The sequence below is a fragment of the Xanthobacter dioxanivorans genome (assembly GCF_016807805.1).
In the GTDB taxonomy this organism is placed as follows: domain Bacteria; phylum Pseudomonadota; class Alphaproteobacteria; order Rhizobiales; family Xanthobacteraceae; genus Xanthobacter; species Xanthobacter dioxanivorans.
The window spans coordinates 1,384,364-1,397,414 of sequence record NZ_CP063362.1; the positions used below are offsets into that span (position 1 = coordinate 1,384,364).

At 70.3% G+C, this 13,051-nt stretch carries 13 protein-coding genes; 6 read left to right on the plus strand and 7 right to left on the minus strand.

What is annotated here, in order from left to right; all coding sequences use genetic code 11:
* Window positions 1–12 precede the first annotated feature (12 nt).
* The 3 genes from otnK to EZH22_RS06655 all read right to left on the minus strand — a co-directional run bounded on the left by otnK (window position 13) and on the right by EZH22_RS06655 (window position 5,479).
* Window positions 13–1,308, minus strand: coding sequence for a 3-oxo-tetronate kinase (gene otnK, locus EZH22_RS06645; RefSeq protein WP_203194930.1), 1,296 nt, complete (start codon window positions 1,306–1,308; stop codon window positions 13–15).
* 346 nt (window positions 1,309–1,654) lie between these two features.
* On the minus strand, window positions 1,655–4,420 hold the full coding sequence (gene ppc, locus EZH22_RS06650) for a phosphoenolpyruvate carboxylase (RefSeq protein ID WP_203194931.1): 2,766 nt from the start codon (window positions 4,418–4,420) through the stop codon (window positions 1,655–1,657).
* Window positions 4,421–4,540: 120 nt separating this feature from the next.
* On the minus strand, window positions 4,541–5,479 hold the full coding sequence (locus tag EZH22_RS06655) for a hypothetical protein (protein ID WP_203194932.1): 939 nt from the start codon (window positions 5,477–5,479) through the stop codon (window positions 4,541–4,543).
* A gap of 96 nt (window positions 5,480–5,575) precedes the next feature.
* Between EZH22_RS06655 and EZH22_RS06660 the strand changes: the two genes are divergently transcribed.
* From EZH22_RS06660 to EZH22_RS06670, 3 genes are all read left to right on the plus strand, one after another.
* A complete protein-coding gene (locus EZH22_RS06660) occupies window positions 5,576–5,902 on the plus strand; it encodes a hypothetical protein (RefSeq protein WP_203194933.1) in 327 nt (108 codons plus the stop codon).
* Between the two features lie 49 nt (window positions 5,903–5,951).
* Window positions 5,952–6,224 (plus strand): hypothetical protein, encoded by a 273-nt coding sequence (locus EZH22_RS06665; RefSeq protein ID WP_203194934.1) that lies wholly within the window; start codon window positions 5,952–5,954, stop codon window positions 6,222–6,224.
* Window positions 6,225–6,315: 91 nt separating this feature from the next.
* Window positions 6,316–6,837, plus strand: coding sequence for a prolyl-tRNA synthetase associated domain-containing protein (locus EZH22_RS06670; protein ID WP_203194935.1), 522 nt, complete (start codon window positions 6,316–6,318; stop codon window positions 6,835–6,837).
* Between the two features lie 173 nt (window positions 6,838–7,010).
* Here the strand turns inward: EZH22_RS06670 and EZH22_RS06675 are convergent, their stop codons facing one another.
* Window positions 7,011–7,373 (minus strand): winged helix-turn-helix transcriptional regulator, encoded by a 363-nt coding sequence (locus tag EZH22_RS06675; RefSeq protein ID WP_203196419.1) that lies wholly within the window; start codon window positions 7,371–7,373, stop codon window positions 7,011–7,013.
* Between the two features lie 148 nt (window positions 7,374–7,521).
* Between EZH22_RS06675 and EZH22_RS06680 the strand changes: the two genes are divergently transcribed.
* Window positions 7,522–8,361 (plus strand): SDR family oxidoreductase, encoded by an 840-nt coding sequence (locus EZH22_RS06680; RefSeq protein ID WP_203194936.1) that lies wholly within the window; start codon window positions 7,522–7,524, stop codon window positions 8,359–8,361.
* Between the two features lie 113 nt (window positions 8,362–8,474).
* Here the strand turns inward: EZH22_RS06680 and EZH22_RS06685 are convergent, their stop codons facing one another.
* The 3 genes from EZH22_RS06685 to EZH22_RS06695 form a co-directional block, all read right to left on the minus strand.
* Window positions 8,475–10,166: an acyl-CoA dehydrogenase family protein gene (locus EZH22_RS06685; RefSeq protein ID WP_203194937.1), complete on the minus strand. Its 1,692-nt coding sequence runs from the start codon at window positions 10,164–10,166 to the stop codon at window positions 8,475–8,477.
* A gap of 73 nt (window positions 10,167–10,239) precedes the next feature.
* The gene (locus tag EZH22_RS06690; protein WP_203194938.1) at window positions 10,240–10,992 is read right to left on the minus strand and encodes an FUSC family protein; all 753 of its coding nucleotides are present in this window, start codon (window positions 10,990–10,992) and stop codon (window positions 10,240–10,242) included.
* On the minus strand, window positions 10,989–11,444 hold the full coding sequence (locus EZH22_RS06695; protein ID WP_203194939.1) for an FUSC family protein: 456 nt from the start codon (window positions 11,442–11,444) through the stop codon (window positions 10,989–10,991). The genes EZH22_RS06690 and EZH22_RS06695 overlap by 4 nt, the downstream gene beginning before the upstream one ends.
* A 177-nt stretch (window positions 11,445–11,621) precedes the next feature.
* On the opposite strand from EZH22_RS06695, the gene EZH22_RS06700 reads away from it, so the two are divergent.
* Window positions 11,622–12,491 carry a YihY/virulence factor BrkB family protein gene (locus tag EZH22_RS06700; RefSeq protein ID WP_203194940.1) on the plus strand — a complete coding sequence of 290 codons (870 nt, stop codon included), beginning with the start codon at window positions 11,622–11,624 and terminating at the stop codon, window positions 12,489–12,491.
* Window positions 12,488–12,964 (plus strand): MmcB family DNA repair protein, encoded by a 477-nt coding sequence (locus EZH22_RS06705; RefSeq protein WP_231711346.1) that lies wholly within the window; start codon window positions 12,488–12,490, stop codon window positions 12,962–12,964. The genes EZH22_RS06700 and EZH22_RS06705 overlap by 4 nt, the downstream gene beginning before the upstream one ends.
* Window positions 12,965–13,051: the final 87 nt, after the last annotated feature.

A 13,051-nucleotide genomic window follows, 5' to 3' on the forward strand; every position in this document is an offset into this window, starting at 1 on the left:
GAAGGGGCGGCGTCAGGCGACGCCCGCCCCCATCAAGGCGAAGGCCCGGGCGAAGAAGTCCGGGCCGCCGAAATTGCCGGACTTCAGCGCCAGCACCATGGGCTCCCCCGCCTGCCCCGCGGTGCGCAGGAGCGGGACGCCGGGGGCGATCTCCGGACCTACAAGAAAGGCGGGCAGGCCGAGGCGATCGACGCTTGCCCCCGAGGTCTCACCGCCGGCGATGACGAGGCGGCGCACCCCGGCCGCAACCAGCCCCTGCGAGATGGCGGCCGTGCCGTGCTCCACCGCGAGCCCGGCCGCCGTGCGGCCGAAGCGGGCCTGCACCTGCGCCACCTGCTCGGGATTGTCGCTGGCGGCGATGAGCACGGGCCCGGCCGCGAGGCGTCCCTTCGCCCAGGCGAGGGCATCGGCCACCTCTTCGTCCGGATGGGTCACCAGGCGCTCGGCGCTGAGGCGCAGCACCGGCATCACCCGCTCCGCCACCGCTATCTGCTCCAGCGTCGCCGCCGAGCAGCTGCCGGCCACCGCCGCCGCAAGCCCGGCGATCCCCTGCGTGATGGCGCCGCCGTCGCCCGCCTGCGACAGCACCCGCCCCCCCGCCACCAGCGCCCGGGCGAGGCCGAGGCCGAGGCCGGAAGCGCCGGTGGACAAGGGCAGGCCCGCTGCGGCGGCGCCGATGGCGACGAGGTCGGCATCGAACACCGCATCGACGATGGCCGCCGTGCGCCCGTCCAGCGCCAGCGCCTCCAGCCGCGCGCGGATCGCGTCGACGCCCGCCGCCACATCCTTCAGCGGCACGAGGCCGACGCGGCCGGTGCTCTGGCGGGCGAGGACCCGCCGCAGGTCCGCATCCGTCATGGGGTTGAGCGGATGGTCCTTCAGCGGGCTCTCGTTCAGCGGCACGGTGCCGACGAAGAGATGGCCCATGAACACGGTGCGCCCCGTCTCCGGGAACGCCGGGGTCACCGGAACGATGGCGGCGCCGGTGGCCAGGCGCAGCGCGTCGGTGACCGGACCGATATTGCCGGCATCGGTGGAATCGAAGGTGGAGCACACCTTGAACAGGATATGCGAGGCGCCGCGGGCCTTCAGCCATGCACAGGCCGCGAGCGACATCTTCACCGCCTCCTCCGCCGGCACGGAGCGGCTTTTGAGCGACACCACCACCGCATCCGCATCGGGCAGCGCGAGGGCGGCATCGGGCACGCCGATGGTCTGGAGCGTGCGCACGCTTTCCTTGGTCAGCGTGTTCGCAAGGTCGGAGGCGCCGGTATAGTCGTCGGCGATCACGCCGAGGGTGAGGGACATGGCTGCGATCCTTGGAGCTTCTCGTTCTTGTTGGCGCGCCGGAGCGAACACTAATCGTTTCAATTAGAGCCTCAAAGACCCGCTCGCGGAAGGGGGAACGTCCGGCCTCATATTCGTTCGACCACGGCGGCACGCACGCGCATGCGGCGCGAGGTCCATTCCCCAACCGGGACAGACAGGGAAACCACACCGCGATCCGATTCGGACACGGTGTGTTCACCCTGCGTGCCGCCGCAGGTGACCGGCTGTGCCGGAATGGGATGGCGCCGGGTTGCGCGGGCCCTGGCCCATGTGCCGCCGCCCTCGCCGGCAAGCGGGAGATGGGTTCACGACGACCACGGGATGCTCACCCTGAGTTCCTCAGCCCCGCCGAGATGCCGTTGATGGACAGCTGGATGCCGTGCAGCACCTTGTCGTCGCCGGCATTGGCGCGGTGCTGGCGCAACAGTTCGATCTGCAGGTGGTTGAGCGGGTCGAGATAGGGGAAGCGGTTGCGGATGGAGCGGTCGAGCAGCGGATTGTCCTGCAGCAGCTTCTTGTGCCCCATGATGGCCAGAAGGTGCCTCAGTGTGCGCTCGTATTCGGCCCGGATGCGCCCGAAGATGGCGGCGCGCAGCTGTTCGTCCGGCACCAGCTCCGCATAGCGCGAGGCGATGGCGAGCGAGCTCTTGGCGAACACCATGTCCATGTTGGAGAGCAGGGTACGGAAGAAGGGCCATTCGCGGTACATGGCCTGAAGGAACGACAGGCCATAGTCCGGCCGCCGCTCGGCGAAGGCCTCCACCGCGGTGCCGAAGCCGTACCAGGCCGGCAGCATCAGCCGGCACTGGGCCCAGGAGAACACCCAGGGAATGGCGCGCAGCTTCTCGATGGAGCGCGTCTTCGCCCGCGAGGCGGGGCGCGAGCCGATGTTCAGGGTCGCGATCTCGCTGATGACCGTCGACGACCAGAAATAATCCTCGAAGCCCTCGGTCTCGTAGACGAGGTTGCGATAGGCGCCGAAGGCGGTGTCGGAGATTTCCTCCATGGCGGTGAGGAATTCGGTGCGCGGCGCGTTGTGCTGGGGCTGCAGCAGGGACGCCTCCAGCGTCGCCGAGACCAGGATCTCCAGGTTGCGCCGGCCCACGTCCGGGTTGGAGTATTTGGAGGCGATGATCTCGCCCTGCTCGGTGATGCGGATCTGCCCGTTCACCGCTCCGCCCGGCTGGGCGAGGATGGCGTCGTAGCTCGGCCCGCCGCCGCGCCCCACCGAGCCGCCGCGGCCGTGGAACAGGCGCAGCCGCACCTTGTGGGCGCGGAACACCTCGATAAGGCCGATCTCCGCCTTGTACAGCTCCCAGCCGGAGGTGACGAAGCCGCCGTCCTTGTTGCTGTCGGAATAGCCGAGCATCACCTCCTGCTCGGCGCCGCGGCTCGAAACCAGCCGGCGATAGGCGGGGATGGCCAGGGCCCGGTCCATCACCTTCGCGCACGCCTTGAGATCCGAGATGGTCTCGAACAGCGGGATGATGTTCATCTCGCTGGTCCCCTCGGCCGTGACGAGGCCCACTTCCTTCAGCAGCAGCGCCAGCTCGAGCAGGTCGGAAACCCCCTCGCCCTTGGAGATGATGCAGTTGGGAATGACCTCGCGCCCGAGCGCCCGGTGGGCCTCGGCGGCCGCGTGCAGGATGGCGAGCTCAGCCTGCGTCTCCTGGGAATAGGTCACGAAGGGCGAGGCCAGGGGCCGGGCGGTGGCCAGCTCGCGCAGGAGCAGGGCGATGCGCGCCTCCTCGCCGAGCCCCTCATAGTTCGTCCCCGGCTCCACCTTCTCGAACAGCTCGGCCACCACGCGCTCGTGCACGTCGGAATTCTGCCGCAGGTCGATGCAGGCGAGGTGGAAGCCGAAGCAGTCCACCGCCCGCCGCAGCAGCCGCAGGCGGCCGCGCGCCAGCACCTTCGAGCCGTTGGCGCAGAGCGAGGCGTCGATGATGTCGAGATCGGCCCTCAGCTCGCCCGCGCCGGCATAGGGCGCAAGTCCGCCGGGCTCGGCATCCTCGCCGCGCAGGCTGCGGGCGGTGGCCCGCAGCCGCCCCAGCACATAAGCGAGGGCGAGGCGATAAGGCTCCTCGCGATGCTCCTGCGAGCGGTCAGGCGAGCGGGAGGCGAGCTCGCCCAGCGCCTCGGAAACCTTGACGATGCGGGCGGCGAGGGACAATTCCGCCCCGAGCTGCGTCAGCTCCTGCTCGTAATAGGCAAGGATGCGCTCGCGATGGACCCGCACGGTCTCCTTCAGCACCTCGGCGGTGACGAAGGGGTTGCCGTCGCGGTCACCGCCGATCCAGCTGCCGATGCGCAGGAAGGAGGGCAGCGCCACCTCCGCCCCGTCCTGGGACAGGAGATCCTCGATGATGCAGTAGAGACGGGGCAGCTCGGAGAGGAAGGTGTAGTCGTAATAGGAGAGGCCGTTCGCCACCTCGTCCAGCACGGTGAGCTTGATGCGGCGCAGCAGCGCCGTCTGCCACAGGGTCAGCACCGCGCGGCGCAGGGTCTCCTCGTCCTCCGCCTGCTCCGCCGGGGTCGGCACCACGCGCTCGCGCCGGTCGAGCAGCGCGGCGATCTCCATTTCCCGGTTGAGCGTGCTCTTGCGGCGGACCTCGGTGGGGTGGGCGGTCAGCACCGGGCTGATGCGGGCGCCGGAGAAGAAATCGGCCAGCGCGCCCGCGCCGATGCCCTGCGCCTGCGCCCGCGTGAAGGCATTGGCCAGACTCCCGACCCGCGGCGCCGAGCCGGCGATGGCGTGGGCGCGGTTGCGGCGGATGTGGTGCTCGTCCTCGGCGATGTTGGCGAGGTGCGAGAAGTAGCTGAAGGCGCGGATGATATCGAGGGCGCGGTCGGCGTTGAGGTCGCCCAGCAGTGCCCCCAGCTCCTCCCGTGCCGCCTCGTCGTCGTCGCGATGGAAGCGGATGGAGGTCTGGCGGATGCGCTCCACCAGGTCGAACACCTCCTCGCCCTCCTGCTCGCGCACCGTGTCGCCGAGGATGCGCCCGAGCAGGCGGATGTCGTCCCGGAGCGGCTGGTCCTTCACATCCTCCGCATCCCGCCCCGCCTGCGTCGACCAAACCGCACTGGTCATGACCTGCCCTTCCCCGAGACGTCGATGCCTCGACCTTAGTCTTAAGGAATTTGTGCAGGAGCGAAAGGGTGGCGGAATGGCAAGGGTGAGTTGCGGCCGGCGCGCGTAGCGCCGATGCACTCAGGCGCGGGCCGCTTCCCGTTCCGCCTCGCGGGCGCTGGCCGCGACAAGGCAGAAGGCGGCGGCGAAGAAGCGACCGGCGGCGTCGCGGCCGGCGGGCGAGAGCCGCCCCGCGCCCTTCTCGCCGCGCTGCACGAGGCCCCGCGCCTCACCCTCGCGCAGCAGTTGCAGCACATGGGCCCGCGACAGGTCGAACCGGCGCGCCAGCTCGGCGATGGCGGGCGGCGGCTGATCCTCGTCCTCGCACGACAGGAGCGCGAGCAGCACCATGAGGGCGCCGTCGTGGTCGATCAGGCCATCGAGCGGCGGCGCGTCGGACACCACGCGATAGCCGGCGCAGAAGGCATCCCCCAGGGCGACGATGAGCGCATCGGAAAATGCCGGCTCGCCGAGCCTGCGCGCCAGGCGCTCCATCGCCGGGTCCACCAGCGCCACGGCGCCGAACATCACGTCCCAGCGCTGGCGCTGAAGCGCGCGCAGCCGCTCCTGCGGTACCAGCGGCTTCGACCGCCGGTCGCCGGGATCGGCTTCCGGCGCCACGTATCCGCCCCAGCGCATGAGGGCGAGGAGCGCCTTGGCGCGGCCACGGCTGCACAGGCCGGTGTGCATGCACAGTGCCGCCATCCGCGCCGCCGTGAGCCCGCCGCCGCGGGCCGGCGCAAGCGCATGGAGATAGAGCACGAGCAGGCCGAACACGGCTCGCCCGCGGTCGCCCAGCAGGCGGTTCATCAGGCGATTGCCGGCATAGAGCCCGGTCATGCCCGATGCGACGCACGACAGGGCGCGGCCGAACGCCGGGTGCGCCCGCATGGCAGCGTGCGCCTCGGCGCCCACGCCGGCCTGCAGCCATTCGGGAAGCCCCGGGCCCGCCCCGATCGGTGCAATCCCCGCCTGTTCCACGTCCCTCTCCCCGCCCGCGCCGGACGCGAGCAGCTGCACCACCGCCCACCGGCATGAGGCCAAGAATCGTCATTGTGGGCGCGGAGCATGGCCGCTAGCTGTCGCAAAGTCATCGGCAAACCTTGGAAGCCCCACATGAAGGCCCGCACAGCCCTGTCCACGGCCCTGCTTTCGGCAGCCGGTCTCCTGTTCCTCCATGCCGCGCCGGCCTCCGCCGTAGTTTATTGCCGGACGGTGGGCGTGCCGAAGGGGTGCGTGGCGCGGCCCGTGGCGCCGGCGGCCCGGGCCGCGGTCCACTGCACGCGGCCGGGTTATCCGGCCGGCTGCGTTCCCGGTGCCGGAGCACCGGGCGTGGGCGTGCTGCCCGGCGCCGGCGCGGGCGCGGCCGGCGTGGGCCTTGCGCCGGGACGAGGAGTCGGCGCCAATGCCGGCGGCCCCGTCAATCGCGTGGGCATCCGCTGAACCGGGCTGTGTCCGCATTCCGAAGTCACACACTGCAAGGCTCCCCCCCATGAAGCAGCTTTCGATCGCCGTCCTGCTCGTTTCCACCCTTGCCGCCCCCGCTTTCGCGGACCAGGCCGCCGGCGACAAGTGCGCCGCCGGCCTCGATGGCGATGCCAAGACCATCTATGCCGCGGCCGCTCCGGGCTTCGTCGGCGCGTCGGACCCGCGCAGCCTCGTCGCCGACACCACTAAGGGGCTGGTGATGTCCGGCGCCATTTCCCGCGGCACCGCCCGCAGCGCCGCCGAAGCTGCCGGCGCCTGCCTCACCAAGCTGCGCTGAGGCGCACGGCCGCGCTTCTGCCGGCTGCGGCTTGCCCGCGGCGCCGGCGCACGCTATGGCGACCGGGACTGTCCTCATCCCGGCGCCCCCCATGCCGCTGACCCCCGATGCCCTGCTCGACTTTCTCGCGGCGCGGGGCATCCCCGCCACCACCTACTCCCATCCGCCCCTGCATACGGTGGCGCAATCCAAGGTGCTGCGCGGCGACATTCCCGGCGCGCACACCAGGAACCTGTTCCTGCGTGACAGCCGGAAGACCCATTTCCTGGTGACGATCGCCGAGGACACGCCGGTCGACCTCAAGGCCCTGCGCGGCCCGCTCGGCGCCCGAGGATCGCTGTCCTTCGGCTCGCCTGAAGCCCTCTATGAGCAGCTCGGGGTCCTGCCGGGATCGGTGACGCTGCTGGCGGCGGTCAACGACACGGCCGGGCTCGTGAGGATCGCCATCGATGCCGCGCTGCTGCGCGCCGACGCCATCTGCTGCCACCCCCTCACCAACGATCGCACCACAGCCCTGTCGCCCGACGCCCTGCGCGCCTTCCTCAAGCTGACCGGCCACGATCATCTGGAAATCGACATGAAGATCGACATGGGGATCACGCCGGACGCGTGAGCTGCCACCGGGCGACGGCCGCCTCCGTCGGCCTCGGGCGCCTGTGGAGCGGATCGACATTCAGACAGGTCGATCGGTCCTGGAGCGTTTCACGGAATCGGCGAAACGCTCCAAACCTTTGCGCGATCGCGTTTTCTCCGCGCGAACCGGTCTCCGCTTCGCTCGAAAACGCCCTAGCGAGCGGCGGCGTCGTAGGCCTTCTGGGCGGCGACGACCGCATCCATGTTGCGTTCGGCCCAATGGGCGAGGGCGGCCACCGTGTCGGTGAGCGTCCGGCCGAGATCGGTGAGGCCATATTCCACCGTCACCGGCACCGTGGCGAAGACCTGCCGCGAGATCAGCCCGTCGCGCTCCAGCTTCTTTAGGGTCTGCGACAAGACCTTCTGCGAGATGCCCTTGATGTCGCGGCGCAGATGGTTGAACCGGACCGGCCCGTCGTGCAGCCGGTCGAGGATCAGAAGCGCCCATTTGTCCGCCAAACGGTCCAGCACCATCCGCGTGGGGCAGCGGTCCTCATACACATCGAAAGCAAGCATCGGCACCCCGGATTTTCCGCCCCGGTTCCCGCCCCCGGTTTCCCGGAGGTGACCATGTGAGCCTCAGGTTCGTTCTTACCGAGCACCCACCGGGCATGTATGTATCTGTTCGATACCTGGTTTCCAATTGAAACTTATGGAGCGGACGATGTCGGGTGCGATTCTGGTTCTGGGCGCCACGGGCAATGTGGGCCGTCCCCTGGTGGAGGCCCTTCTGGCCAGGGGCGAGAGGGTGAAGGCGGCCTCGCGCACCGGCAAGGCGGTGGACGGCGCGGAGGGGGTGGTGTTCGACTTCGCCGATCCCGCCACCTTCGCCTCCGCCTTTGCCGGCGTCGACCGCGCCTTCGTGATGCTCCCCACCGGATCCACCGATCCCGTGGGCCGGCTGTTGCCGGTGATCGCCGCCGCGGCGGAGCGCAAGGTGAAGGTGGTGCTGCTGAGCGTCTTCGGCGTCGACGCCGACGACAGCATCCCCTACCGCCAGCTGGAACTGGCGCTCGAGCGCTCGGGCACGGCGTTCGTGATCCTGCGGCCCAACTGGTTCGCCGACAATTTCCACACCTTCTGGAAAGCCGGCCTCGACCACGGCCGGATCGCCCTGCCGGCGGCGGAGGGGAAGAGCAGCTTCATCGACGCCCGCGACATCGCCGAAAGCGCCGCTGCCGCCCTCGCCTCCCACAGCTTCGATGGCAAGGCCTACAATCTGACGGGGCCCGAGGCGCTCGGCTACGCGGACGCGGCGGCGATTCTCGCCGCCGCGGTCGGCAAGCCCGTCGCCTACACGCCCATCGACGACGACGCCTTCGTCGCCATCCTCACCGGTGCCGGCGTGCCGCAGGATTATGCGCGCTTCCTCGCGTCCATCTTCCATCCGGTGCGCGAAGGCTGGACGGCCGCGGTCTCCGACGGTGTGGAAACCCTGACCGGAAAGCCGCCGCGTTCGCTGGCGACCTATGCGCAGGACAATGCGGCCCGGCTGAAGGCCTGAGCACCGCGCGCCTTGGCGGTCCGCTTTCCACCCCCTCGGGAAGCTCCGGCAAGCGAAGGACCACGGCGCCGGGGCCGCGGTCCTTCGATACCCTGCCTTCGATACCCTGGCGCTCAGTTCCCCCCGTCCAGCAAACGCCGGGCGATGACCTGGGCCTGGATCTCGGCGGCGCCCTCGAAGATGTTGAGGATGCGCGCGTCGCACAGGATGCGCGACACCGGATATTCCAGCGCGAAGCCGTTGCCGCCGTGGATCTGCAGCGCGTTGTCCGCCGCCGCCCAGGCGACGCGGGCGCCCAGCAGCTTGGCCATGCCGGCCTCGAGGTCGGTGCGGCGGCCCTCGTCCTTGGCGCGGGCGGCAAAATAGGTGATCTGGCGGGCGATCATGGTCTCCACCGCCATCATCACGATCTTGTCGGCGACGCGGGGGAAGGCGATGAGCGGCTTGCCGAACTGGACGCGCTCCTCGGCATATTTCAGGCCCACCTCCATGGCCGCCTGGGCCACGCCCACGGCGCGGGCGGCGGTCTGGATGCGGGCGCTCTCGAAGGTGGTCATGAGCTGCTTGAAGCCCTGCCCCTCCTCGCCGCCCAGCAGGTTGGCCGCCGGCACGGTAAAGCCGTCGAAGCCGATCTCGTATTCCTTCATGCCGCGATAGCCGAGCACCTCGATCTCGCCGCCGGTCATGCCCTCGGCCGGGAACGGGTTCTCGTCGGTGCCGCGCGGCTTCTCGGCCAGAAGGATGCTGAGGCCCTTGTAGCCGGGCTCCGCCGGGTTGGTGCGCACCAGGAGCGTCATCACGTCGGCGCGGACAGGATGGGTGATCCAGGTCTTGTTGCCCGACACCTTGTAGACGTCCCCCTCCTTCACCGCGCGGGTGCGCAGCGAGGCAAGGTCCGAGCCGGTATTGGGCTCGGTGAACACCGCCGTGGGCAGGATCTCGCCGGAGGCGAGCTTCGGCAGATAATGGGCCTTCTGGTCGTCGGTGCCGCCGGCGAGGATCAGTTCCGCCGCGATCTCCGAGCGGGTGCCCAGCGAGCCGACGCCGATATAGCCGCGCGAGAGCTCCTCGGTGACCACGCACATGGCCTCCTTGGGCAGGCCGAGGCCGCCGAACTCTTCCGGGATGGTCAGGCCGAACACGCCCATTTCCGACAGCTGGGCGATGATCTCCAGCGGGATGTAGTCGTTCTTCAGATGCCATTCGTGGGCGTGGGGGGCCACCTCCGCCTCCACGAAGCGGTGCATCTCGGTGCGCATGGCCTCCATGGTCTCATCGAGGCCGGCCTCGCCGATGGTGCCGGTGGGGTGGGCGGCGCGCACGATGTCGGCCAGCGCCGCGCGGCTCTGCGCGGTGTTGCCGCCGGCGACGAGGGCGGCGATGGCCGGGTCCTCGCGCAGCTTCGCCACCGACGCCTCGGCCACGTAGAGGTCACCGAGGCGGACGATCTCCCCCTGGCTCATGGGGATGCCGCCGAGGATCTGCGCGACATATTCGCCGAGGCCGATCTGCACGATCAGGCGCTCGGTCTCGCTGAACTTGCCCATCTCGGTGAGGCGGTCGGCATAGTGCACCAGCTCGCGCACCGAGAAGACATACGTTGCGAACCAGGCGAGGCCGTGGGTGGCGCGCTGCTCGCGCTCCAGCAAAGCCGACGAGATGCGCCCGCCGTCGCTCACCCGCGCCCGCACCAGGGAGGTCGCTTCCGCCAGCAGGGCTTCGAGGCGCCCCGTGGCCAGCCGACCAAGCGCGACCGCATCCACGGGGTCGGTGCCGACGGGCTGAAGGGCGGCGCTGACGGACATGGGCAACTCCCGGAATTGTGCATTGCAGAATTAGCCTATCCTTGCCTCGGAACCGTTCCAAAGCAACGCCTGATTACGCCCCCTCGCCGCCTTCGGCCTTCACCTCGTCGTAGCGGGCGACGAGATCCTCCAGGTTCTCCCGCACTTGCGCGCAGGCCGAAACGGCCGAGTAGAGCGCGATGAGCGTCTCGCTGCGGGCGACATCGAGCCCGCCCTCCGCCTTGAGCCGCTCGGCTTCCGCCTCCAGCGCGGCGACGGCCGCCGCCGCGGTGGCCATGCGGCCGGCGAAGTCCGGCACCGCCGCGCCGTCGAGCCGGGCGGCGAGGCCCTCCATGCTGGCGCCGAGCGCCGCCACCGCCGCATCAAGGGCCGGCGCGACCCGTCCCGCCACCGGCTCCACCAGGGGCCGGTCGGAGACCCGGAGCAGGATGATCACCGAATGCCACAGGCGCCGGCAGTTGCGCACCACCGGCGCGGGATCGGCATGGCCGGTCAGCCACCCGGCGCGTTCGGCGCGCGCCTCGGCGATGCGGGCATCGGCGGCGCGCAGCGCCGTGCGCGTCTGCGTATTGAGGACATCCACCTCCCCCGGGTCGAGGCCGCGCCCGAGCAGCCCGTCCCGGCCCAGCTCCAGCAGGCGGGCGCACATCCGAAGCGTCTTGGCGCAATGGGGAAACAGCCGGAACAGGGCGCGCTCGGGCAGGATCAGGATGGCGCACGCCATGCCCACCACCCCGCCCACGCCGATCTCAAACACCCGATGCAGGCCCGCCAGCCACGGCTGCACGTGGCCCGGATCGGCCAGCAGCACGATCACCACCGTCACCGGCGCCAGCTTGTAGCTCGACGAGCGGGCGGAGAGGGTGGCGGTGAGGAAGACGGCACCCCCAGCGCCACGAAGGTGAGCGGCACCGAATCGCCCACCAGCATGGCGGCGGTCACCCCCACCACGCCGCCCACCACCGTGCCGAGCGCCCGGTCGATGGCGACGGCAAGGCTCGCGCCGATGGTGGACTGCACCACCAGCACGGCGGTGAGCACCGCCCAATACCCGTTGGGCAGCGACAGGCCATAGGCCAGCGCATAGGCGGCGAGGCCGGCAAAGGCGGCGCGGAAGCCGAGCTTGAAATGGGCCGGCCCGACGAAGCCGGCGAGCCGGGCCCGCAGGCCCGGCGCGGCGCCGCCCGATCCCGCCGAGCCGGGTTTGGCCGGGCCGGCTGGGGAAGGATCCGGGGCGGGAGGCCCTGGTGCGGCAGGACCCGGTTCGGGGCTCGTCATGGTCCTCTTCCGGAGGGCTCGCGGATGCGGCATCCGATCGGCCCCGCCGCGTCTCTATCCCAGCCTCCCGCGGCCCGCCAGCCGCAGTCGCGCGGACACGGTGCGATGCCGCCGTCCGGCGTCCCGCGCTTGCCAATCCCAGCGGAAAGCCCGATGTGACGGGAAACGGGAGCCTTCATGCTGCGGCGCATCTACCATATCGTGTTCGACGCGGTCTGGACCTTCTCCGCGGACGACGGCTGGGCCATCGCCAGCCACATCGCCCTGTCCGCGCTGATGTCGCTGTTCCCGTTCCTAATCTTCGTCACGGCGCTGGCCGGCTTCCTTGATTTGCGTCCGCTGGCGGCGGAAACCATCCAGCTTATCCTGGAGACCTGGCCGGAGCAGGTGGCGGGCCCCATCTCGCGCGAGATCTACAACGTGGTGAACCAGGTGCGCACCGACGTGCTCACCTATGGCGTGATCCTCGCCATCTACTTCTCCTCCAACGGCGTGGAGAGCCTGCGCATCGGCCTCAACCGCGCCTACGGGGTCAAGGAGATGCGTCACTGGTACTGGCTGCGCCTGGAATCCATCGGCTACGTGCTGCTCGCCGCCGTTTCCATGCTGGCCCTGTCTTTCCTCGTGGTGCTCGGCCCGCTGCTGTGGCAGACGGCGGTGGCGCAACTGCCGGCCCTGGCGCCGTTCTCGCGCGTGATCACCCTGCTGCGCTTCGGCGCCACCTCGATCATCCTGGTGGTATCGCTGGTGGTCGCCCACCTCTGGCTGCCCGCCGGGCGGCGCAAGATCGCCGAAGTGGCGCCGGGCATCCTGGTCACGCTGGTGCTGTGGCTGGTGGCGGCCACCGCCTTCGGCTTCTATCTCGCCGAATTCCCCGCCAATTACGTCACCACCTATGCCGGCCTCGCCTCCGTGATGATCGCGCTGGTGTTTTTGTACCTTACCGCAACAATCTTCGTGTTCGGCGGCGAGCTCAACGCCGCCATCAAGCGCGGCTTCGCGCCCGCCAGCGCCAGCGAGGGCACCCCGGCGGAGGCGAAGCAGTGAGGGACGGCCTGCCGGCGCCGCGGCCGGACGGACGCCAGTCGGAGACGGCGCGGGCGGTGCAGCGCGGCGTGCTGCGCCACCTTGCCCTCGCCGGCATAGCCGGGATCCCGGAATTCTCGCTGGTGACCGGACGGCGGGCGGACATCCTCGCCGTCGGGTCGAAGGGCGAGATCACCATCGTGGAGATCAAGTCGTCGGTGGCCGACTTCCGCACCGATGCCAAATGGCCGGAATACCGCGCCTTCTGCGACCGGCTGATGTTCGCGGTGCCGCTCGACTTCCCGGTCGAGATCCTGCCCGAGGAGACCGGCCTCCTGGTGGCGGACGCCTTCGGCGCCGATTGCCTGCGCGCGGCCCCGCTGCATCCCCTGCCCGGCGCGACCCGCAAGGCGCTGACCCTGCGCTTCGCCCGCGCCGCCGCCACGCGGCTCGCCGTGCTGCACGATCCGGACCTGCTGCGCGGACTGCTGTGAGGCGATTGACACCCGGCGACGGCAGTTCGTCCCGAACCGCCGTCATGGCCGGGTCAAGCCCCGACATGACGGCGGAGGTAGGCAGGG